General features: G+C 71.4%; 14 protein-coding genes, 3 tRNA genes and 2 pseudogenes. 8 read left to right on the forward strand and 11 right to left on the reverse strand.

Annotated elements, in window-relative coordinates:
* Positions 1-53 precede the first annotated feature (53 nt).
* The 6 genes from AB0H32_RS36090 to AB0H32_RS36115 form a co-directional block, all read right to left on the reverse strand.
* Positions 54-884: an arylamine N-acetyltransferase gene (locus AB0H32_RS36090; protein ID WP_361129846.1), complete on the reverse strand. Its 831-nt coding sequence runs from the start codon at positions 882-884 to the stop codon at positions 54-56.
* Positions 885-980: 96 nt separating this feature from the next.
* Positions 981-1,499: a hypothetical protein gene (locus AB0H32_RS36095; protein ID WP_361129849.1), complete on the reverse strand. Its 519-nt coding sequence runs from the start codon at positions 1,497-1,499 to the stop codon at positions 981-983.
* Between the two features lie 89 nt (positions 1,500-1,588).
* Positions 1,589-2,551: a hypothetical protein gene (locus tag AB0H32_RS36100; protein WP_361129852.1), complete on the reverse strand. Its 963-nt coding sequence runs from the start codon at positions 2,549-2,551 to the stop codon at positions 1,589-1,591.
* Entirely contained in the window at positions 2,551-3,003 is a 453-nt protein-coding gene (locus AB0H32_RS36105; RefSeq protein WP_361129855.1) for a hypothetical protein, read from the reverse strand. Before AB0H32_RS36105 ends, AB0H32_RS36100 begins: the two co-directional genes overlap by 1 nt.
* A gap of 220 nt (positions 3,004-3,223) precedes the next feature.
* Entirely contained in the window at positions 3,224-5,473 is a 2,250-nt protein-coding gene (locus AB0H32_RS36110) for a molybdopterin oxidoreductase family protein (protein ID WP_361129858.1), read from the reverse strand.
* A gap of 171 nt (positions 5,474-5,644) precedes the next feature.
* Entirely contained in the window at positions 5,645-6,322 is a 678-nt protein-coding gene (locus tag AB0H32_RS36115) for an ElyC/SanA/YdcF family protein (protein WP_361129860.1), read from the reverse strand.
* A 165-nt stretch (positions 6,323-6,487) separates the two neighbouring features.
* Here AB0H32_RS36115 and AB0H32_RS36120 point away from each other — a divergent pair, with 165 nt between their 5' ends.
* Complete coding sequence (locus AB0H32_RS36120) at positions 6,488-7,342, forward strand: sirohydrochlorin chelatase (RefSeq protein WP_361129863.1); 855 nt, start codon at positions 6,488-6,490, stop codon at positions 7,340-7,342.
* 149 nt (positions 7,343-7,491) lie between these two features.
* Positions 7,492-8,778 (forward strand): deoxyguanosinetriphosphate triphosphohydrolase, encoded by a 1,287-nt coding sequence (locus tag AB0H32_RS36125; RefSeq protein ID WP_361129866.1) that lies wholly within the window; start codon positions 7,492-7,494, stop codon positions 8,776-8,778.
* A gap of 37 nt (positions 8,779-8,815) precedes the next feature.
* On the opposite strand, the pseudogene AB0H32_RS36130 reads toward AB0H32_RS36125, so the two are convergent.
* A pseudogene (locus AB0H32_RS36130) lies at positions 8,816-8,920 on the reverse strand (RNA-guided endonuclease TnpB family protein); the annotation flags it as partial.
* A 303-nt stretch (positions 8,921-9,223) separates the two neighbouring features.
* Here AB0H32_RS36130 and AB0H32_RS36135 point away from each other — a divergent pair.
* From AB0H32_RS36135 to AB0H32_RS36145, 3 genes and pseudogenes are all read left to right on the forward strand, one after another.
* Positions 9,224-10,489, forward strand: coding sequence for an FAD-dependent oxidoreductase (locus tag AB0H32_RS36135; protein WP_361129869.1), 1,266 nt, complete (start codon positions 9,224-9,226; stop codon positions 10,487-10,489).
* A gap of 126 nt (positions 10,490-10,615) precedes the next feature.
* Entirely contained in the window at positions 10,616-12,523 is a 1,908-nt protein-coding gene (dnaG, locus tag AB0H32_RS36140) for a DNA primase (protein ID WP_361129872.1), read from the forward strand.
* Between the two features lie 201 nt (positions 12,524-12,724).
* A pseudogene (locus tag AB0H32_RS36145) lies at positions 12,725-14,051 on the forward strand (sigma-70 family RNA polymerase sigma factor).
* Between the two features lie 319 nt (positions 14,052-14,370).
* Here AB0H32_RS36145 and AB0H32_RS36150 read toward each other — a convergent pair.
* From AB0H32_RS36150 to AB0H32_RS36165, 4 genes are all read right to left on the reverse strand, one after another.
* Positions 14,371-16,299, reverse strand: a complete 1,929-nt coding sequence (locus tag AB0H32_RS36150; RefSeq protein ID WP_361129875.1) for an ABC transporter ATP-binding protein — start codon at positions 16,297-16,299, stop codon at positions 14,371-14,373.
* The gene (locus AB0H32_RS36155; protein WP_361129877.1) at positions 16,299-18,032 is read right to left on the reverse strand and encodes an ABC transporter ATP-binding protein; all 1,734 of its coding nucleotides are present in this window, start codon (positions 18,030-18,032) and stop codon (positions 16,299-16,301) included. Before AB0H32_RS36155 ends, AB0H32_RS36150 begins: the two co-directional genes overlap by 1 nt.
* Before the next feature lie 143 nt (positions 18,033-18,175).
* On the reverse strand, positions 18,176-19,630 hold the full coding sequence (locus AB0H32_RS36160) for an FGGY family carbohydrate kinase (RefSeq protein ID WP_361129879.1): 1,455 nt from the start codon (positions 19,628-19,630) through the stop codon (positions 18,176-18,178).
* 159 nt (positions 19,631-19,789) lie between these two features.
* Entirely contained in the window at positions 19,790-20,095 is a 306-nt protein-coding gene (locus AB0H32_RS36165; protein WP_361129881.1) for a YtxH domain-containing protein, read from the reverse strand.
* A 158-nt stretch (positions 20,096-20,253) separates the two neighbouring features.
* Here AB0H32_RS36165 and AB0H32_RS36170 point away from each other — a divergent pair.
* The 3 genes from AB0H32_RS36170 (at position 20,254) to AB0H32_RS36180 (ending at position 20,659) form a co-directional block, all read left to right on the forward strand.
* A tRNA-Asn gene (locus AB0H32_RS36170) sits at positions 20,254-20,326 on the forward strand.
* A gap of 6 nt (positions 20,327-20,332) precedes the next feature.
* Positions 20,333-20,405, forward strand: a tRNA-Asn gene (locus tag AB0H32_RS36175).
* A 177-nt stretch (positions 20,406-20,582) separates the two neighbouring features.
* Positions 20,583-20,659: transfer RNA gene (locus AB0H32_RS36180), tRNA-Ile, on the forward strand.
* Positions 20,660-20,838: the final 179 nt, after the last annotated feature.

A 20,838-nucleotide genomic window follows, 5' to 3' on the forward strand; every position in this document is an offset into this window, starting at 1 on the left:
GCGGGCCCTGGGGCGGCCGATCGAGGGCGGCGACTGGCTGGCCCGCCGCTGACTCAGCCCAGCAGCGTCAGCCCCTCGGGCACGGCGATCCCGAACTCCTCCTCGACCACACGCCGCGCCTCCGTCTCGCCGGTGAGCCTGCGCTCGGTCACCGTGCCGTCGGCGCGCGTCTCGACCAGACGGGCGCCGTCGAGGGCGAGGTGGCGTTCGGGCGTGGTCCGGTGCAGGAGGGGGCGGCGGGTGAAGGGGGAGCGGGGGTTGGTGCCGACATGCCAGTTGAACACCTCGAAGTCGGGTGCGACGAACGGCTCCAGCGTGAACACGTACTGGCTGACGAAGTCCCCCGCGTCCCGGTCGTACGCCTGCAGCGCCCACATCTCCAGCGGCCCGCCGTGCGGCAGGTGTACGAGCCGGTGCCGGCGCCCGCCGCCCTCGTGCTCCCCGCCGACGGTCAGCGGCACCGGCTGCAGCAGCGCCCCGGCCGCCCCGAAGCCGACGTCCGCCAGATACGGCCGCGGTTCACCGGGCACCTCCACCCGCAGCATCATGTGCGTCCGCGGACGGCTCTCCACCGTCTCCGCACCCAGCACCACCCGTCCCGCCAGCCCCGTCACCCCGAGGCCGAGCGCCTCCAGAGCCAGCCTGAGCAGGGTGTTCTGCTCGTAGCAGTAGCCGCCGCGCCGGCCGTGCACCATCTTGGCCATCAGATCGGCGGCGGCCAGCGACGGTGCCCGCCCGGCCAGCGGGTCCAGGTTCTCGAAGGGAAGGGACAGGGCGTGCGCCAGATGCACACCCCGCAGGGTCGCCAGGTCGGCCCGCCTGCCGCCCTCCCATCCGATGCGCTCCAGGTAGGCGCCGAGGTCGAAGTGCTCGGTGTCGGACATGCAACGAACCTATGCGAGTCCGGCCCACCTCGCCGCGCCCTGTGGACCGAACCGCGCTGTTCGGCTCACCCTGGGTCCGTGCCCTGCCCGCTCGCCTCACTTCTTTTGGCACTTGTAGTGCCGTTCGATTCCCTCCGCCGCTTCCGTCAGCACCTGCCTGACCCGGGGCACCATGACCGCGGACTTCCAGTCGAAGTGCCGGCGCACCGTGATCGTGGTGTTGAGGATCAGGTCGACCCGACCGGTACCGTCGGGGCGGAGCGGGTAGGCGCAGGCATCCGCAAGACCGATCCGGCCTTCGGCCTGGGTGACCCACCCCGCCCGCGTGCCCGACAGGCGCTTGGCCCCTTGGGGCGGGGCGAGGCTTCCCTGCTTTCCGTCGGTCAGCGTCAGGACGAATTGAATGTCCTGGTCGGCAGCACCGGTCCTCACGTCACACGTCGCATCGTGCTCATCCGTGGCTGTTGCCGTGGCGGTGGCGGGTTTTCCGGTGCTGAGCAACGGCTTGGCCCGTGCCGGGGACAGTGCGCCCCAGCACAGCGCGTCCGGATCGGTGACCTTGTCCCGCGGCCACCACTTGATCCCGGCGCACACGGCCAGGACGGTGATGACCACCCCGGCGATCAGAGCGATGCGTGCCTTTTTCGGCCTTGGCGGAGAGAAGGGAGCATCGGGACCGGAGGGGTGCGAAGAACCGTGTTGGGTCATGACGTCAGTACCGCTCGCCCATCGCCTGATCGGCTCCCTTGACGCCGATGACGTACCAGGACTCCTCCAGACCCTGCAGGTTGTCCTCGTACTCCCCGGGCGAACGGTCGAGGTCCGCACGGTTCATACCCGTGTCCAGGGCCCGCCGTTCCAGCATCGCGTCCATCTGGTGCCGACCGGCGGAGAAATGGTCGGCCATGTGCTCCGTCGCGGCCGCGGAAGTTCAGGTCCTTCATCAGCTCGCTCGAAAAGACCGGCGAGTTCTTCCCGTTCTCGGTCAGCTGGAGGAGCCGCTTCGTCTCCGCGTCGCTGAGCCCGTCGAGCCGGGAGTACAGCCCGGCGGCCTCCTTGGCGTCCTTCGTGTCCTGCGCGGCCTTCTTCTCCGCGCCGACGGCCGCGTCCCGGTCCCCGTAGGCGGAGTCCGCGAAGCCCTCCTTGACGCTGTCCACGAGGGACTTGAGGACCCGTGCCGCGGAGCTGTCGCTCTCCGTCGCCTTGCTGAGGATCCGCTGCACGTCGTCGCGGAGCAGCTCCTCGTCGGTCTCGGTGTGCTCGGGCACGGTCGTGCCCTTCGCGGCCCGGTCGGGGTGGACGATCATCTGGACGTGGAACATCCCGCACCCGTCGTCCACCACCGTCAGGTTCCTCTTCCGGGCGTCCTCGATGGTCTCCTGGAGATGCGTGCGGTAGGTGATCAGTTCCTCACGGGTGTCGCGGAGGATGTTGGCGATGCTCTGCGCCTGGGTGTGCGCGTCGGTGAACTCGTCCGCCGTCTTCGCCACGAACTCCCGGGTGACCGTCGCGTTGATACCCGCCCACTGCGCCTTCATGGCCTTGGCCTTGAGGTTGTCTCGCGCATTCCGTTCGAGGGTCTCAAGACGCTTCGTCATGGAATCCCAGTCGGTGATCGCCTTGCCGAGCTCCGAGAAGTCGCCGTGCAGCAGCTTGTCCAGGTCCATCAGTACCCCCGGTGCTGGTCGAAGCCCTGGTCCAGGGTGGAGATGCTGCTGAGCGTGGCGTAGACCCTCTCCTCATCGCCCTTGTGGACGGCCTGGGTGTAGTCCAGGTGGGAGTAGATGTGCACACACGCGTCGAGCAGGGACTGCACCTGGTCCACCCATCGCACGGCAACGTGGTCGAGGGCCTCACCTATGAGGTAACCCTGATCCGTCAGCCCGCCGGCGGCCTTCATCGACGAGATGCGCGCGAGATCGCTGCATTGGTTGAAGTCCGTGTACAGCGAGAACGCGGCGTCGCCCACGGCCTTCAGATCCTTCTCGCACACCGTCAGGTCGCCGTGGTGGACGTCGCCGCCGCCTCCGCCCGGGTCTGCGAGTTGGTTCAGCTGCATATGCGTTGCGTCGCGCTTCTGTGCATCCGCTTTGAGCCGTTCCCATTCGTCCCACGCCATGCGGACCTCCCCCGTACGAATGTCGCCGTGACCAGTGATCGCACCAGACAGTAGCGAGCCTGCGGTCCATGATGGAGACGGCGTCCATGTGCTGCAGCCGACTCATGACGGAATCCGTACGGCTTTCACAGGCTCCACCCGTCGGCCGGCCTTGCCGCTCCACAGGCCGGGCGCATCCAGAGCCGGCGCGGCGCCGTCGCGTGAGCCGCCCCGCCGGGTCTCACCCCACCGCCTCCACCCGCACCGCACACGTCTTGAACTCCGGCATCCGCGACGTCGGATCCAGGGCCGGGTTGGTGAGGGTGTTGGCGCGGCCCTCGCCCGGCCAGTGGAAGGGCATGAAGACGGTGTCGGGGCGGATGGCGGTGGTGATCCGTGCGGGTGCCACGGCCCGGCCCCGGCGCGAGACCACCGCCAGCGGGTCGCCCTCGGACGCCCCGAGCCGGGCCGCCAGGCGCGGGTGCAGTTCCACGAACGGGCCGGGTGCGGCCGCGTTCAGCTCCGCCACCCGCCGCGTCTGCGCCCCCGACTGGTACTGGGACACCACCCGGCCGGTGGTCAGCAGCAGCGGGTACTCGGCGTCCGGTTCCTCGGCACTGGCCCGGTGCGCCACGGCCACGAACCGGGCCCGGCCGTCGGGCGTGGCGAACCGGTCCAGGAAGAGGCGCGGGGTTCCCGGGTGCGGGGCGGGCACGGCGGTCTCGGCGTCGTGGGCCGGATCGTCCGGCAGGACGTCGAACACCGTGTCCTCACCGTCCTCGCCGTTCTCGTCCTGCTGGCCGTGCTGGCCGTGCTGGCCGTGCTGGCCGTCCGTGCCGTCCTCGTCGTGCTTGCTGTCCTTGCCGTCTTCGTCCGTCGCGTCGGCGGCGGACGGACACGGCCAGAACACGCCGTTCTCCTCCGCCAGCCGCCGGTAGGTGATCCCCGAGTAGTCCGCCGGGCCGCCCGCGCTCGCCCGGCGCAGCTCCTCGAAGACCTCCTCGGGGTCGGTCGGGAAACCCTTCTCCACGCCCGACCGCGCCGCCAGCTCATGAAGGACGTGCAGATCGCTGCGGACCCCCGGCGGCGGGGCGATCGCCTGCCGGCGCAGCAGGACCCTGCCCTCCAGACTGGTCGTCGTCCCCGTCTCCTCGGCCCACTGGGTGACCGGCAGTACCACGTCCGCCAGCTCCGCCGTCTCCGACAGGACGACATCGCACACGACCAGGAAGTCCAGCGAGCGCAGCCGCTCCTCGACGTGTGCCGCGTGCGGTGCCGACACCACCGGGTTGGACCCCATCAGCAGCAGCGAGCGGATGTCCGTGCCGAGCGCGTCGAGCAGCTCGTACGCGCTGCGCCCGGGGCCGGGGAGGCTGTCCGGGTCCACACCCCACACGCGGGCCACGTGCCGCCGGGCCGCCGGGTCGTCCAGCTTGCGGTAGCCGGGCAACTGGTCGGCCTTCTGGCCGTGTTCGCGACCGCCCTGCCCGTTGCCCTGCCCGGTCAGACAGCCGTACCCGGACAGCGGACGGCCCGCGCGGCCGGTCGCCAGGCAGAGGTTGATCCACGCGCCGACCGTGTCCGTCCCCTTGGCCTGCTGCTCCGGCCCGCGCGCGGTCAGCACCATGGCCGACTCCGGCTCGCAGAACAGCCGCACCGCCTCCCGCAGGTGCGGAACGGACACCCCCGTGATCCGCTCCACGTACTCGGGCCAGTGCCCCATCGCCGCCGCCCGGGCCTCCTCCCAGCCCGTCGTCCGCTCCCGTACGAACTCCTCGTCGGTCCGCCCCTCGGCCACCACCAGGTGCAGCAGGCCCAGCGCGAGAGCCAGGTCGGTGCCCGGGCGGGGCGCCAGATGCAGGTCCGCCTGCTCGGCGGTCTTCGTACGGCGCGGGTCGACCACGATCAACGTGCCGCCGTTCTCCCGCAGTTCGCTGAAGAAGCGCAGCGACGGCGGCATGGTCTCGGCGAGGTTGGAGCCGACGAGGATCACGCACCCGGTCCTCGGGACGTCCTCCAGCGGGAACGGCAGCCCCCGGTCCAGGCCGAACGCCCTCGTGCCGGCGGCCGCCGCCGACGACATGCAGAAGCGGCCGTTGTAGTCGATCTGCGAGGTACCCAGCACCACCCGCGCGAACTTGCCGAGCGTGTACGCCTTCTCGTTGGTCAGCCCGCCCCCGCCGAACACCCCGAGCGCGTCCGGCCCGTACCGCTCCCGCGTCCGCCCGAGCCGCTCGGCCACCAGATCCAGCGCCTGCGCCCAGGAGGCGGGCACCAGGCGGCCGTCCGACCGCACCAGCGGCGAGGTCAGCCGCAGCGCGGGCGAGAGCACCTCGGCGGCCGTACGGCCCTTGCCGCACAGCGCGCCCCGGTTCACCGGGAAGTCCGGGCGTTCGGTCACCTCGACGCCCCCCTGCGGCAGGGGCGTGACGTTCATCCCGCACTGCAGGGCGCAGTACGGGCAGTGGGTGGGCGTCGAGGCGGTCTCCATGCGCACCAGCGTGCTTCGGGCGTGTTACGGCCCGCGCCCGCTCCCGGTTACACGGCCGGGACGACGACCTCCCCGCGCCGCCGCGGCCGCAGTGAGGCCGGGGCCGGCGCGCCGCCGCGGCCGCCGTGAGGCCGAAGTCAGTGCGCCGCCGCGGCCGCCGTGAGGCCGAGGTCAGTGCGCCGCCGCGAGCGCCCGCGCCACCCCGGGCTCCTTCGGCCCGAGGAACGTGGGATCGGGACGGAACACCGCGTCCAGCACCGCCTTGCCCGCCGCGAACACCTCGCGCGTGCCGCCGTAGTACCAGGTCACGTCGTGTTTCGCGTCGACCCCGATGCCGTACGACGCCACTCCCGCCGCCTCGCACAACGCCACCGCCCGCCGGATGTGGAAGCCCTGGCTGATCAGCACGGCCCGGTGCACCCCGAAGATCTTCCGGGCCCGTACGCAGGAGTCCCAGGTGTCGAATCCGGCGTAGTCGCTGACGATCCGCGCGTCCGGCACCCCGTGCTTCGTCAGGTAGGTGCGCATGGCGTCCGGCTCGTCGTAGTCCTTGCGGCTGTTGTCCCCGGTGACGAGCACGACCTGGACCCGGCCCGCCCGGTACAGCTTCGCCGCCGCGTTCAGCCGGTTCGCGAGATACGGCGACGGCTCCCCGTTCCACAGCCCGGCCCCGAAGACGACGGCGACGTCGGTGCGCGGCGCGTCCGCCGTCGTCCGCAGCCGGTCCGCCGTCGACACGAACAGCCAGGTGACCGGCAGCAGCGCCAGCACGCACGCGGCCATCACGGCCTGCACCAGCCGCCGCTGGCCCGTACGGGTGCGCGGCAGCCGCGGTCGACGGATCTTCATGCGGTCCCCCATGGATCGGCTCCCGGATCGGCTCCGACCTTGGAGGACGCCGGGGACGGCGATCCGGTTCGCCTCACATCGCGCATCCGTGCGAGGTGAAGTCACGGAAAATACCCGTGACGGCCCCGCAACGACGGCGCAATCTGCCGCCGACAGGATCGTTCCATGACGGCGTCGAACCCTCCTCGCGACGAGTCCCTCATCCACCTCGACAGCACGGCGCAGCTCATGAGCGACATCGGCACCCGGCTCGTCGGCCGCCTCCGGCTGGTCTCGCCCGGCGGACGCCGCCGCCCGGCCCCGCCCGCCCTCGTCCTGGTCGCCCACGGCAGCCGCGACCCGCGCGCGCTGGACACCGTCCGGGCCCTGATGGACCGGGTACGGCAGCTGCGCCCCGGCCTGCCCCTCCACCTGGGCCACATCGAGCTGAACGAGCCCCTGCTCCCCGACACCCTCGCCGCCCTCGGCGACACCCCCGCCGTCCTCGTCCCGCTGCTCCTCGGCCGCGGCTACCACGTCAAGCAGGACATCCCCGAGCTGGCCGCCGCCTCGCCCGCCCGCACCCGCGTGGCCGCCCCCCTCGGCCCGCACCCGCTCCTCGCAGAGGCCCTGCACGCCCGCCTGGCCGAGTCCGGCTGGCCCCCGGCCATGGACGACAGCGCGCGCCGCAGCAGCGCGGTCGTCCTCGCGGCAGCGGGCTCCCGCGACCCCGACTCGGCCACGGACACCCACCGCACGGCCCGCCTCCTGGCCGCACGCCTGGGCGTCCCCGTCCTCCCCGCCTACGCCTCGGCGGCGACCCCGACGGTCCCGGCGGCCCTGCACACCCTGGCTGCGAGGGGCCGCCACAGAGTGGCAGTGGCTTCGTACTTCACGGCTCCGGGCCGCTTCGCGACACAGTGCGCGGAACAGGCCCCCTGGATCGCCTCCGCCCCCCTGGGAGATCACGGGGCGATGGCACGCCTGATCCTCCACCGCTACGACCAGAGCCTGTCGACACGCTCCACCGAAGCCGCCTGAAGGGGTGCGGGGCCGTGCTCGATGTGCGGCTCCGCCGCACGGGCGCGACCGGCAACGACGAAACCCGCACGCCCGCAGGCAGGGCTCGGCATACGACCGGGCGGACCGGCCGCCCCCCAAATGTCACTGCCGACGCTTACTGTCGAATCATGGAAGGCACCGCAGGTACCGGCACCGCACCCGAGGACACCTACGACCCGACGTCGGTCGAACGGTGGGCCCCCGAACCCGACAAGCGCCCGGGCCGCACCGCCTTCCAACGCGACCGCGCCCGCATCCTGCACAGCGCGGCGCTCCGCCGCCTCGCCGGCAAGACCCAGGTGCTCACCCCCGGGACCCGCGGTCAGGCATGGGACGCCAGCCCCCGCACCCGTCTGACCCACTCCCTGGAGTGCGCCCAGGTCGGCCGGGAGCTGGGCGCAGCCCTCGGCTGCGACCCCGACCTGGTCGAAGCGGCCTGCCTCTCGCACGACCTCGGCCACCCGCCCTTCGGCCACAACGGCGAACACGCGCTGAACGAGTTCGCCGACGACTGCGGCGGCTTCGAGGGCAACGCCCAGTCCCTCAGACTCCTCACCCGCATCGAGCCCAAGCGCTTCACCCCCGAGGGCTCCGTCGGCCTCAACCTCACCCGCGCCGCCCTGGACGCCGCCACCAAGTACCCCTGGCCGCGCGGCGCCCACCCCACCGACCCGGCGTCCCGGAAGTTCGGTGTGTACGAGGACGACCGCCCGGTGTTCGACTGGGTCCGCAAGACCGCCCCCGGCACCCGCACCTGCTTCGAGGCCCAGGTCATGGACTGGTCGGACGACGTGGCCTACTCGGTGCACGACGTCGAGGACGGCCTGCACGCCGGCCACATCGACCCCAACTGCCTGCTCGCCGAGCCCGAGCGGCAGGCGGTGTTCGAGGTGGCCATCGGCCGCTACGTCCCCGCGGACACCGACCCGGCGGAGCTGGCCGCCGCCCTCGACCGCCTCCAGGACGAGGAGTGGTGGCCGCACGGCTACGACGGCACGGCGGTCGCCCAGGCCCGCCTGAAGGACGCCACCAGCCAGCTCATCGGCCGGTTCTGCCTGGCCGCCGAGACCGCCACCCGCGCCGCGTACGGCACCGGCCGGCTCACCCGTTACGGCGCCGAACTCGTCGTGCCCCACGGGACCCGCCTGGAGTGCGCGGTGCTCAAGGCGGTCGCCGACCGGTACGTCATGCAGCGTGCCGAGCAGGAGCGGCTCCGTGCCGACCAGCGGGTGGTCGTCGCCGAGCTGGCCGAGGCGCTCACCGCCCGCGCGCCGGTCGGTCTGGAGCCCCAGTTCCGGGCGCTGTTCGAGGAGGCACCCGACGACCACGCGCGCAAACGGGTGATCGTCGACCAGATCGCCTCCCTCACCGACGCCTCGGCACGCTCCCTGCACGCGAGACTGACGGGGGCTTGACTGCTCTCCTCCCTGAGGAAGGGAGGGGATTCCCGGCTCAGGCCGCCTCCTGGAGCAGCGCTCCAGGAGGTCCTACGCCCTCGGCACCAGCCGCGGCCGGACCAGCCCGGAGGAGCATCACACGTGCGGAGTTCTTGTCCCGACCAGCGAACAAGGGCGCATGTGTTCGACCTCTGTGGCTCCGTCGTGTCGGCCGTGGGGCCTCGGGCCCTCGAAGGAGCCGGACACGACGACGCTGCACCGCACGTGCCGGCCTGCCCCGGCCCGGCCGGGCCATCCTTGACGAGACCCGCACTCCTCCCGGGCCCGACAGCCCGAGCACCTTCTGGGAGGCCCGGGGAAAGGAATGTGCCCCTGAGTGGCCTGATCGGGTCAATCCCTCTTCCCGCAGCACGTTGCGTGCGGGACGCTCGCTTGTGGCGGCACCCTTACGAGGAGGCATCAAGTGGTCGACGCGGATCAGACATTCGTCATCGTCGGAGGCGGTCTCGCCGGCGCGAAAGCGGCCGAGACGCTCCGTGCGGAGGGCTTCAGCGGCCGGGTGATACTGATCTGCGACGAACGCGACCACCCTTATGAGCGCCCACCGCTGTCCAAGGGCTATCTGCTCGGCAAGGAGGAGCGCGACAGCGTCTTCGTGCACGAGCCCGCCTGGTACGCGCAGAACGACATCGAGCTGCACCTCGGCCAGACCGTCGACCGGATCGACCGGGCCGCGAAGACGGTGCGCTTCGGGGACGACGGCACTCTCGTCCGGTACGACAAGCTGCTTCTGGCCACGGGTGCGGAGCCCCGTCGCCTGGACATCCCCGGCACCGACCTGGCGGGCGTGCACCACCTGCGCCGCCTCGCCCACGCCGAGCGGCTCAAGGGCGTCCTCGCCGCGCTCGGCCGGGACAACGGCCATCTCGTGATCGCCGGCGCCGGCTGGATCGGCCTGGAGGTCGCGGCGGCGGCACGCACCTACGGCGCCGAGGTCACCGTCATCGAGCACGGACCGACCCCGCTGCACGGCGTCCTCGGGCCCGAGCTGGGCAATGTCTTCGCCGAGCTGCACCGCGCGCACGGGGTCCGCTTCCGCTTCGGCGTGCGGCTCACCGAGATCGTCGGCCAGGACGGCATGGTCCTCGCGGCCCGCACCGACGACGGCGAGGAGCACCCGGCCCACGACGTCCTCGCGGCGATCGGCGCGGTACCGCGCACGGGCCTGGCGAAGGCGGCGGGCCTGGAGCTGGCCGACCGGGCGCACGGAGGCGGCGTCGCCGTGGACGAACGGCTGCGGACGTCCGACCCCGACATCCACGCGGCCGGCGATGTCGCCGCCTTCCCGCACGCCCTCTTCGACACCAGGCTCCGGGTGGAGCACTGGGCCAACGCCCTCAACGGCGGCCCGGCCGCCGCCCGCGCGATGCTCGGACAGGAGGTGACCTACGACCGGGTGCCCTACTTCTTCACCGACCAGTACGACCTCGGGATGGAGTACAGCGGCTGGGCGCCGGCGGGCTCGTACGACGAGGTGGTCATCAGGGGCGACGCGGCCAAGCGGGAGTTCATCGCGTTCTGGGTGAAGGAGGGGAGGGTGCTGGCCGGGATGAATGTGAACGTGTGGGATGTCACAGAGCCGATCCAGAACCTGATCCGCGCCGCGGTGCCGGTGGATCTCGAGGCCCTGGCCGATCCCCATGTGCCGCTGGAGTCGCTGGCCGCCTGAGGATCTGCCCTCGTCCGTCGGCGCGCGGGTGCGGGGCGTGCATGGCTCGTCGCGCAGTTCCCCGCGCCCCTTCGGGGGCGCATCGGTGTCCCCGGTCATGTCGGTGCGCCCCCGTAGAATCACCTCGTGGCAGGACGGATCAACGACGAGGACGTGAAGGCGGTTCGGGACGCGGTTCCGATCGACGCCGTGGTCTCCGAGTACCTCCAGCTGCGCAACGCCGGTGGCGGAAACCTCAAGGGGCTGTGCCCCTTCCACGACGAGAAGTCGCCGTCCTTCCAGGTCAGCCCGAGCAAGGGACTCTTCCACTGCTTCGGCTGCCAGGAGGGCGGCGACACCATCACCTTCGTCATGAAGGTGGACCACCTCTCCTTCTCGGAGGTGGTCGAGCGCCTGGCCGCCCAGGCCGGCATCACCCTGCGCTACGAGGAGGGCGGGTACAACCCGGCCCACCAGCGCGGCGAGCGCATCCGCCTGGTCGAGGCGCACAAGATCGCCGCCCAGTGGTACGCCGAGCAGCTCGCCACCGGCCCCGAGGCCGAGACCGGCCGGATCTTCCTCGCCGAGCGCGGTTTCGACCAGGCCGCCGCCGTCCACTTCGGCGTCGGCTACAGCCCCCAGGGCTGGGACCACCTCACCCGCTACCTGCGCGGCAAGGGCTTCACCGACAAGGAACTGATCCTTTCCGGGCTGTCCCAGGAGGGCCGCCGGGGCCCGATCGACCGGTTCCGGGGCCGCCTGATGTGGCCCATCCGGGACATCGGCGGCGACGTCGTCGGCTTCGGCGCCCGCAAGCTCTACGAGGCGGACAACGGCCCGAAGTACCTGAACACGCCCGAGACGGCGATCTACAAGAAGAGCCAGGTCCTCTACGGCATCGACCTCGCCAAGCAGCACATCGCCAAGAGCAGCAGGGCCGTCGTCGTCGAGGGCTACACGGACGTCATGGCCTGCCACCTCGCCGGTGTCACCACGGCCATCGCCACCTGCGGCACGGCCTTCGGCGGTGAGCACATCAGGATCCTGCGCCGTCTGCTCATGGACAACGGCTCGGCCCGCGTGATCTTCACCTTCGACGGCGACGCGGCCGGCCAGAAGGCGGCCCTGCGCGCCTTCGAGGACGACCAGAAGTTCGCCGCCGAGACGTACATCGCCATCGCCCCGGACGGCATGGACCCCTGCGAGCTGCGTCTGGCCAAGGGCGACGAGGCGGTCACCGACCTGGTCGAACCCCGCACCCCGCTCTTCGAGTTCGCGCTGCGCCAGATCGTCGCCCGCTACGACCTGGACACCCCCGCGGGCCGCGCCGCCGCCCTGGACGAGGCCGCCCCGATCGTCGCCCGCATCAAGAACAGCGGCGCCCAGCACGAGGTCGCCGTCCAGCTGGCCGGCATGCTCGGCATCCTCGACACCCAGTTCGTGGTCAAGCGGGTGGCCCAGCTGGCCCGCTGGGCGCGCGAGCGCGGCGGCAAGGGCGGCCCGCAGCAGCAGCCCGGCGCCTCACGGCAGCAGTGGGAGGCCGACACCCGCACCTCCCCGTCCGGCCCGGCCCTCACCCTGCGCAACCCCGTCTTCGCAGCCGAACGCGAACTCCTCAAACTCGCCCTCCAGCGGCCCGAGCTGGTCTCCCCGGCCGTCGACGCCTACGGCGTCGACGAGTTCACCGCCCCGCCCTACGCCGCCGTACGCCAGGCGATCGCGGAGGCGGGCGGCGCCGAGTACGGCGTCCAGGACGCCCAGGAGTACCTGGTCCGTGTCCGCGAGGCCGCGCCCGACGACACCGTCCGCGCAATGGTCACCGAGCTGGCCGTCGAGCCGATCCTGCGCCGCACCGTGGACGAGACCTACGCCGGCACGGTCCTGGTGCAGGTCCGCCGCCGCGCGGTGGAGCGCCGGATCCGTGACATCCAGTCCCAGCTGACCCGCCTGTCCAGCGGCGGCGACCCCGCCCAGCTGGCCGCCGTGCAGAACGAGATGTGGGTCCTGCAGCAGTACGACCGGACGCTGCGCGAGCGGGGCGCGGAAGCGCTGTAGCCGCCCCGGGCGTCCACGGTGGTGGGGCTCGTCGTCTGCCGTGGGCGTCCACGGCAGTGGGGCCTGCCGTTCGCCGCGGGCGTCTGTGACGGCGGGGCTCGTCGGCCGCCGCGGTCCTTCGCGCGCGAGTCTTCCCGGCCCCGGTCACCAGCGGGTCACGGACCGGATGCAAAAAGTCACCGCACGCCCCTCGTGGCGGGGATGTGTCTTACTCCACACTGGGGGCGGTGCCCGAGTCCTCGGAGCGCAGGCCGTCGACTCTCCGCCCCCGAAGTACCGCTGCCGCACACCTTGAGCAGCGATCATCCTGGAGGTCGCCCCCGTGCAGACCCAGACCCTCACCCAGACCGACAGCAACACCAGCACCACCGCCGACGAGGCGGACGCCGAGAGCGACGTCCTCGTGGCCGTGCCACCGCAGAGCCGTGCCCTCCGCCACCCGGAGACGGACCCGGGAGCGAACGCGGCAGGGACCCCGGAGGCACGCCCCGAGGCGGCCGGCGAACCGGCGGAGCCGCCCGCAGGGGCGCTCACCGAGGAACCGGACGAGGCCGGCGCGCCGGAGGAGGCCGCCGAGCCCGCCGAGGTCCCGGCAGCCGCCCGGGCCGAGACCGGCAGTCCCTCCTCGGACCTGTTCCGCCAGTACCTGCGCGAGATCGGCCGCATCCCGCTGCTCACCGCGGCCGAGGAGGTCGAACTCGCCCGCCGGGTCGAAGCCGGGCTGTTCGCCGAGGAGAAGCTGAGCACCGCCCCGGACCTGGACAGCCAGCTCGCGCTCGACCTGGACCGGCTCGTCGTCATGGGCCGGATGGCCAAGCGCCGCCTCATCGAGGCCAACCTGCGGCTCGTCGTGTCCGTCGCCAAGCGGTACGTCGGACGCGGCCTGACCATGCTCGACCTGGTCCAGGAGGGCAACCTCGGGCTCATCCGGGCCGTGGAGAAGTTCGACTACGCCCGCGGCTACAAGTTCTCCACCTACGCCACCTGGTGGATCCGGCAGGCCATGTCCCGCGCCCTGGCCGACCAGGCCCGCACCATCCGCGTTCCCGTGCACGTCGTGGAACTCATCAACCGGGTCGTGCGCGTCCAGCGCCGCATGCTCCAGGAACGCGGGTACGAGCCGACGCCCGAAGAGGTCGCCGACCACCTCGAGCTGGCGCCCGAGCGTGTCTCCGAGGTGCTGCGGCTCGCCCAGGAGCCGGTGTCCCTGCACGCCCCGGTCGGCGAGGAGGACGACGTGGCCCTCGGTGACCTCATCGAGGACGGCGACGCCGCGAGCCCCGTCGAGTCGGCCGCCTTCCTGCTGCTGCGGCAGCACCTCGAGGCCGTGCTGTCCACCCTCGGCGAGCGCGAGCGCAAGGTCGTCCAGCTCCGCTACGGCCTGGCCGACGGACGTCCCCGGACCCTGGAGGAGATAGGGCGCCTGTTCGGCGTGACGCGGGAACGGATACGGCAGATCGAGTCGAAGACCCTGAACAAACTCAGGGACCACGCCTTCGCCGACCAGCTCCGGGGATACCTGGACTGACCCGGCACCGGCCGGTCCGCCGCCGCTGCTCCGCGGTCCGCCGCCGTTGTCCTGCGGTCCGTCGCCGGGTGCCGGTGCGTGGTGGTTGTTCGCGCAGTTCCCCGCGCCCCTGGGGGCTTGCCGCCACGTCGTGGGCTGTGCTGCTGCGGGCGGTTGGGTGACGGGGTCCGCCGTGGGACCCGCGGTGCGTCGCCGGGTGCCGGTGCGTGGTGGTTGTTCGCGCAGTTCCCGCGATGCGGCGCCCCCCGCCCAGTGCCGGCGTCGGGCAGCGGCCTCGGTGCACCTCGGCCACTGCCCGCGCCGGTCCGCGGCAACGGCCTCAGTCCACCTCGGCCACTGCCTGGGCGAACTGGGCCTTGTACAGGCGGGCGTACGCACCGTCGGCCGCCAGCAGCTCCGTGTGCGCGCCCTGTTCGACGATCGAGCCGTTCTCCATCACCAGGATCGTGTCCGCGTCCCGGATGGTGGAGAGCCGGTGCGCGATGACGAACGACGTCCGCCCGTCGGCGAGTTTGGCCATCGCCTTCTGGATCAGCACCTCGGTGCGGGTGTCGACGGAGCTGGTCGCCTCGTCCAGCACCAGGATCGTCGGGTCGGACAGGAACGCCCGCGCGATGGTGATGAGCTGCTTCTCACCGGCGCTGACCCCCGTGCCCTCGTCGTCGATCACGGTGTCGTAGCCCTCGGGCAGGGTGCGGATGAACCGGTCGGCGTGGGCCGCCCGTGCCGCCTCCTCGATCTCGCCCCGGGTGACCTCGCGCGCGGCGCCGTACGCGATGTTCTCCGCGATGGTGCCGCCGAACAGCCAGGTGTCCTGGAGCACCATGCCGATCCCGGCCCGCAGTTCGTCCCGGGACATCTTCCGGACGTCCACGCCGTCGAGGGCGATGTGCCCGCCGGACACGTCGTAGAACCGCATCAGCAGGTTGACCAGCGTGGTCTTGCCCGCCCCGGTCGGGCCGACGATCGCCACCGTCTGCCCGGGCTCCACCGTCAGCGAGAGGTCCTCGATGAGCGGCTTCTCCGGGTCGTACCGGAAGGACACGTGCTCCAGGCGCACCCGCCCGCGCAGCTCGGCCGGCCGCTCGCCCGGAACCGGATCCGCCTCCTGCTCCTCCGCGTCCAGGAGTTCGAAGATCCGCTCGGCCGAGGCGACGCCCGACTGCACCAGGTTCGCCATCGACGCGACCTGCGTCAGCGGCATCGAGAACTGCCGCGAGTACTGGATGAAGGCCTGGACGTCACCGATGGACAGCGCGCCCGACGCGACCCGAAGGCCGCCGACCACGGCCACCAGCACATAGTTCAGGTTCGACACGAACATCATCAGCGGCTGCATCACACCGCTGTTGAACTGCGCCTTGAACGCGGCCTCGTACAGCGCATCGTTCTGCTCGGCGAACTGCTGGGCCGACTCCTCCTGCCGTCCGAACACCTTCACCAGGGTGTGCCCGGTGTACATCTCCTCGACGTGCGCGTTCAGCTTGCCGGTGGAGCGCCACTGCTGCACGAAGTGCGGCTGCGACCGCTTGCCGACCCGGGTGGCGATGACGAAGGACAGCGGCACGGTCACCAGCGCGACCAGCGCCAGCAGCCAGGAGACCCAGAACATCATCACGAGCACACCGATGATGGTCAGCACCGAGTTGATCAGCTGGCCCATCGACTGCTGGAGCGTCTGCCCGATGTTGTCGATGTCGTTGGTGGCCCGGGAGAGCACCTCGCCGCGCCGGCTCTTGTCGAAGTAGGACAGCGGCAGCCGCGACAGCTTCCCCTGCACGTCCTTGCGCAGCCGGTACATCGTCCGGTTCACGGCCCGGTTGGTCAGCCGCGTGGCGACCGCCATCAGCAGACCGGCGACGAGGAAGGTGCCGAGCGCGATCAGCAGCACGTTTTCGACGGCACCGAAGTCGATGCCCTTGCCGGGGGTGAAGTCGGTGCTCTTCAGCATGTCCGCGATCTGGCCCCGGCCGTGGTCGCGCATCGACTGGAGCACCTGCTCCTTGGTGGCCCCGGCCGGCATCTGCTTGCCGATGATGCCGGCGAAGACGAGGTCGGTGGCCTTGCCGAGGATCTTCGGGCCGATCACGCTCAGGGCCACGCTGACGACCACGCACAGCAGCAGGCCGTAGAGGGTGAACCGTTCGGGTTTGAAATGGGCGACGAGCCGTTTGCCCGACGCCTTGAAGTCCATCGAGCGCTGGTCGGGGCCACCCCCGGCCATCATGCGTCCCATGGGCCCGGCCATCAGGCGGCCTCCGCTTCCGTCAGCTGGGAGAGCACGATCTCCCGGTAGGTCTCATTGGTCGCCATCAGCTCGTGGTGCCGGCCGGAGCCGACCACCCGGCCCTCGTCCAGTACGACGATGCGGTCGGCGTCGCGGATGGTCGCCACCCGCTGGGCGACGATCACCACGGTGGCCTCGGCGGTCTCCCGGCCGAGCGCGGCGCGCAGGGCCGCGTCGGTGGCGTAGTCGAGCGCGGAGAAGGAGTCGTCGAAGAGGTAGATCTCCGGGCGCTGGACCAGCGTGCGGGCGATGGCGAGCCGCTGCCGCTGGCCGCCGGACACGTTCGTGCCGCCCTGCGCGATCGGCGCGTTCAGCCCGCCCTCCAGCTTCTGCACGAAGCCCTTGGCCTGCGCCACCTCCAGCGCGTGCCACAACTCCTCGTCGGTGGCGTGCGGATTGCCGTAGCGCAGGTTGGTCGCGACCGTGCCCGCGAACAGGTACGGCTTCTGCGGCACGAGCCCGACCGTCTTCGCGAGCAGCAGGGGCTCGACCTCCTGGACGTCCACGCCGTCGACCAGCACCTCGCCCTCGGTGGCGTCGAACAGCCGCGGGACCAGCCCCAGCAGCGTCGACTTGCCGCTGCCGGTGGAGCCGATCACGGCGGTCGTCTCGCCCGGCCGGGCCACCAGGTCGATGGACTTCAGCACCGGTTCCTCGGCACCCGGATAGCGGAACCCCGCGCCCCGGATCTCCAGATGGCCGTGCCGGGGCAGCTCGATGACCGGTGCGAGCGGCGGCACCACGCTGGAGTCGGTCTCCAGGACCTCCTGGATGCGCTCGGCGCACACCTCCGCGCGCGGCACCATCATGAACATGAAGGTGGCCATCATCACCGACATGACGATCTGCATCAGATAGGCGAGGAACGCGGTCAGGTCGCCGATCTGCATTCCGCCGCTGTCGATGCGGTGCGCGCCGAACCACACCACCGCGATCGACGACACGTTCACCACCGTCATGACGATCGGGAACATCAGCGCGAGCATCCGGCCGGTGGCCAGCTGCATCTCGGTCAGATCGCCGTTCGCTTTCCCGAACCGGCCCTGCTCGTACTCGTCCCGGACGAAGGCGCGGATCACCCGGTTGCCGGTGATCTGCTCGCGCAGCACCCGGTTCACGGTGTCGAGGCGTACCTGCATGGACCGGAACAGCGGACGCAGCCGGCGCACGATCAGCGTCACGGAGATGCCGAGCACCGGAACGACGGCGACGAGGACCCCGGACAGCGGAACGTCCAGACCGAGCGCCAGCACGATTCCGCCGACGCACATGATGGGCGCCGAAACCATCAGAGTGAACGTCATCAGGGCCAGCATCTGGACCTGCTGCACGTCGTTCGTCGTACGGGTGATGAGCGAGGGGGCTCCGAAGTGACCCACCTCACGGGCGGAGAAGGACTGCACCCGGTCGAAGACCGCGGCGCGCACGTCCCGGCCGAGCGCCGAGGCGGTGCGGGCGCCGTAGTACACGGCGCCGATGTTGCACACGACCTGCGCCAGCGAGATGCCGATCATCAGGCCGCCGAAGGACAGGATGTAACCCGTGTCGCCCTTCACGACGCCCTTGTCGATGATGTGTGCGTTCAGAGTGGGCAGGTAGAGGGTGGCGCAGGTCTGCAGGAACTGCAGCAGCACCAGGAGGGCTATGGGTTTCTTGTAGGGCCTGAGATAGGTCCGCAGAAGTCGTATGAGCACGCTACGTCTCTCGGAGTCGGCGGTGGGGCTCGTCGGTGTGCCCTTGGCCCCTATCGTCGGACACTCCACCTGTGTTACCTCAACCGATTAACCCAACCGATGAACCGCGCCGCCCGTCAACCAGGGGCGGTACGGCGGGGCGTTCAGGGGCGGAACGAACCCGGGTGGGTCTGCTCCCGCACGGAGACGAACTGCTGGCGCACGGCCTGCCCGACGGCCAGCTCGTCACCCGGCTCCAGAACCTGCGCGGCCGCACCCTGCCAGGCCGGCGGCGTGCGCGGGTCGAGTGTGCCCTGCGACACACCGAGCGCCCAAGCGGCCTGCCGGGCCGCGCCGATCGCGGCGTAGTCGGCGGGCTGCGGCACGACGACCTGCGCGGCAAACAGCGAGGGCGCCGCGGCCTGCACGGCCGGCAGCTCGGCGGCCGGGCCGAGCAGGAAGATCCGCCGCACGTCCACGCCCCGCCCGCGCAGCACGTCCAGCGCGTCGGCGAGTCCGCACAGCATGCCCTCGAACGCGGCCCGCGCCAGATGCTCCGGCTTCATCGACTCGCGCCGCAGCCCGGCGAGCGTCCCCGCGGTGTGCGGCAGATGCGGCGTCCGCTCTCCCTCCAGGTAGGGGAGGAGGACCAGCCCATGGGATCCCGGCGTCGACTTCATCGCCAGGTCGGACAGGCTCTCCAGATCCGGCAGGCCGAGGAGTTCGGCGGTGCCGCGCAGGGTGCGTACGGCGTTGAGGGTGGTGACGACCGGCAGGTGCATGCCGGTGGCGTCGGCGAGTGAGGTGATCATCCCGGACTGGTCGGCGAGCGCCTCCGGGTGCACGGCCATCACGGACCCGGAGGCCCCGAGCGAGACGACGGCGTCCCCGAGGCCGATCCCGAGCCCGAACGCGGCGGCCATGGTCTCGCCGGTCCCGGCGGAGATCAGCAGCCCCTCCGGGGTCGTACCGGCCGCGTCCGAGGGGCCGATCACCTCGGGCAGCATCGCCTGGTGGCCGAGCGCCAGCTCGACCAGGTCGGGCCGGTACCCGCCGGTGGCGGCGGACCAGTACCCGGTGCCGGAGGCGCCGCCCCGGTCGGTGGTTCTGCGTACGGGGCGCCCGAGCAGCTGCCACACCAGCCAGTCGTGGGCCTGCAGCAGCACGGCGGTGCGCCGCGCGTTCTCCGGTTCGCTCTTCGCGAGCCAGCGCAGCTTGGTCACGGGCTGTGCGGCCTGCGGCACACAGCCGACCGCCTGGGCCCAGGCCTCCCTGCCGCCGAGCGCGTCGACCAGATCGGCCGCCGCGACCTGCGCCCGCTTGTCGCCGCCGACCATCGCCGGACGCACGGTGTTGCCCTGTGCGTCCAGCGGGACCAGCGCGTTCTGCTGCGAGGAGACGCCGATGGCCTGCACACCCTCCAGCAGGCCGCCCCCCGCGGCCTCGCCCAGGGACAGCAGCCAGGCCTGCGGGTCCACGTCACTGGGCCGTCCGCCGCCTTCCGGCGCGTCGACCGGATGCGGGGCGTACCCCTGGCGGAGCACGGCACCCGTGTCCGCGTCACAGACCACGATCCGCGTGAAATCGGGCGAGCTGTCCAACCCGGCGACTATCCCCATGGCGAAAATTCTGCCGCATCGCGGCGCTTGCTTTGGTCGTGGGCGCGATCTCGCCGTGGCGGTGTCCGTCGTCGGGCGGGTGCGGGGCCGTCGTGGCTGGTCGCGCAGTTCCCCGCGCCTCTCAGGGGACGGCCCTGCCCCGTGCCGGGAAGGAACCGCTCATGTGTTGCTCGTGCCCCAGTCGTCCTCTTCTGTTCCGTCGATGGTGCGTTCCCGCAGGGAGCGGACCCGGTCGGCGACGGATGCCGGCACTCGGTCGCCGACCTTGTCGCTGACCGTGTGGAACGCCTTGCCGGCGTAGACGCGGCCCTGCTGGGCGGCCGTCTCGGCGGTGTTGCGGACGGCAGGGTTCTGCGCGATCCGGCGAGCGGACTTCTTCAGCTGCTCGTAGCGCTCGCGTCCGGCCCGCGTGCCCAGTACGTAACCGAGGGCCAGTCCGGCGACGAATGTGAGCCGGTAGCGCATGGCTGCCACCCTTCCCTTGCGTAGGTCTCTGGTGCGGCGTCGGGGCCGGGGAGAACCGATTGGCGGAGCACCCCCCTGCTTGCGCTAATGTATGTGTCGCAGCGAGCGACCGCCCCCTGGCGAATACCCAGGTAGGTACGTTCGATGCAACGAGGCGATCCTCCGTAGCTCAATTGGCAGAGCAGCCGGCTGTTAACCGGCAGGTTACTGGTTCGAGTCCAGTCGGGGGAGCTTCGGTCCTCCGTAGCTCAATTGGCAGAGCAGCCGGCTGTTAACCGGCAGGTTACTGGTTCGAGTCCAGTCGGGGGAGCGCGCTGAACTGGGACCCCGCCGGGGTCCTTTTTCATGTCCGGGGGAACCAGTGCGGGCGCTGCGAAGTCCTCAAGGTCAGGAAGCAGCGCATAAGCCGACCATCCGAAGCAGGAGATCGTATGAGCGGCTATGCTGCGGCAGACGGCGCGCACACTTGTACGCGACACGCCGCTATGGGGCGGTAGCTCAGCCGGTTAGAGCAGCGGACTCATAATCCGTCGGCCGTGGGTTCGAGTCCCACCCGCCCCACCATTCACTACCCGCGCAGAACCGTTTGACCCGTGAAACGGTGAGGCCACCGCTCGTGCGGGGCCGCTTCGCGGCCAGGACCTGGACGCCGAACGAGCCCGCCAGGGTTCGAGGGGCGCAAGCGGGCCCCCCAGCACCCGCGCGGGGCACGTGGACCCGCTTTCGGCTACGTGTCCCCGTTC

The sequence above is a fragment of the Streptomyces sp. NPDC020362 genome, assembly GCF_040642095.1.
Classification (GTDB): Bacteria; Actinomycetota; Actinomycetes; order Streptomycetales; family Streptomycetaceae; genus Streptomyces.

Bases quoted from the DNA above. Each gene is read 5' to 3' on its own strand.
- AB0H32_RS36090 (WP_361129846.1), bottom strand. From the start codon at position 884: ATGTCCGACACCGAGCACTTCGACCTCGGCGCCTACCTGGAGCGCATC.
- AB0H32_RS36100 (WP_361129852.1), bottom strand. From the start codon at position 2,551: ATGGACCTGGACAAGCTGCTGCACGGCGACTTCTCGGAGCTCGGCAAG.
- AB0H32_RS36105 (WP_361129855.1), bottom strand. From the start codon at position 3,003: ATGGCGTGGGACGAATGGGAACGGCTCAAAGCGGATGCACAGAAGCGC.
- AB0H32_RS36110 (WP_361129858.1), bottom strand. From the start codon at position 5,473: ATGGAGACCGCCTCGACGCCCACCCACTGCCCGTACTGCGCCCTGCAG.
- AB0H32_RS36115 (WP_361129860.1), bottom strand. From the start codon at position 6,322: ATGAAGATCCGTCGACCGCGGCTGCCGCGCACCCGTACGGGCCAGCGG.
- AB0H32_RS36120 (WP_361129863.1), top strand. From the start codon at position 6,488: ATGACGGCGTCGAACCCTCCTCGCGACGAGTCCCTCATCCACCTCGAC.
- AB0H32_RS36125 (WP_361129866.1), top strand. From the start codon at position 7,492: ATGGAAGGCACCGCAGGTACCGGCACCGCACCCGAGGACACCTACGAC.
- AB0H32_RS36150 (WP_361129875.1), bottom strand. From the start codon at position 16,299: ATGGCCGGGCCCATGGGACGCATGATGGCCGGGGGTGGCCCCGACCAG.
- AB0H32_RS36160 (WP_361129879.1), bottom strand. From the start codon at position 19,630: ATGGGGATAGTCGCCGGGTTGGACAGCTCGCCCGATTTCACGCGGATC.
- AB0H32_RS36165 (WP_361129881.1), bottom strand. From the start codon at position 20,095: ATGCGCTACCGGCTCACATTCGTCGCCGGACTGGCCCTCGGTTACGTA.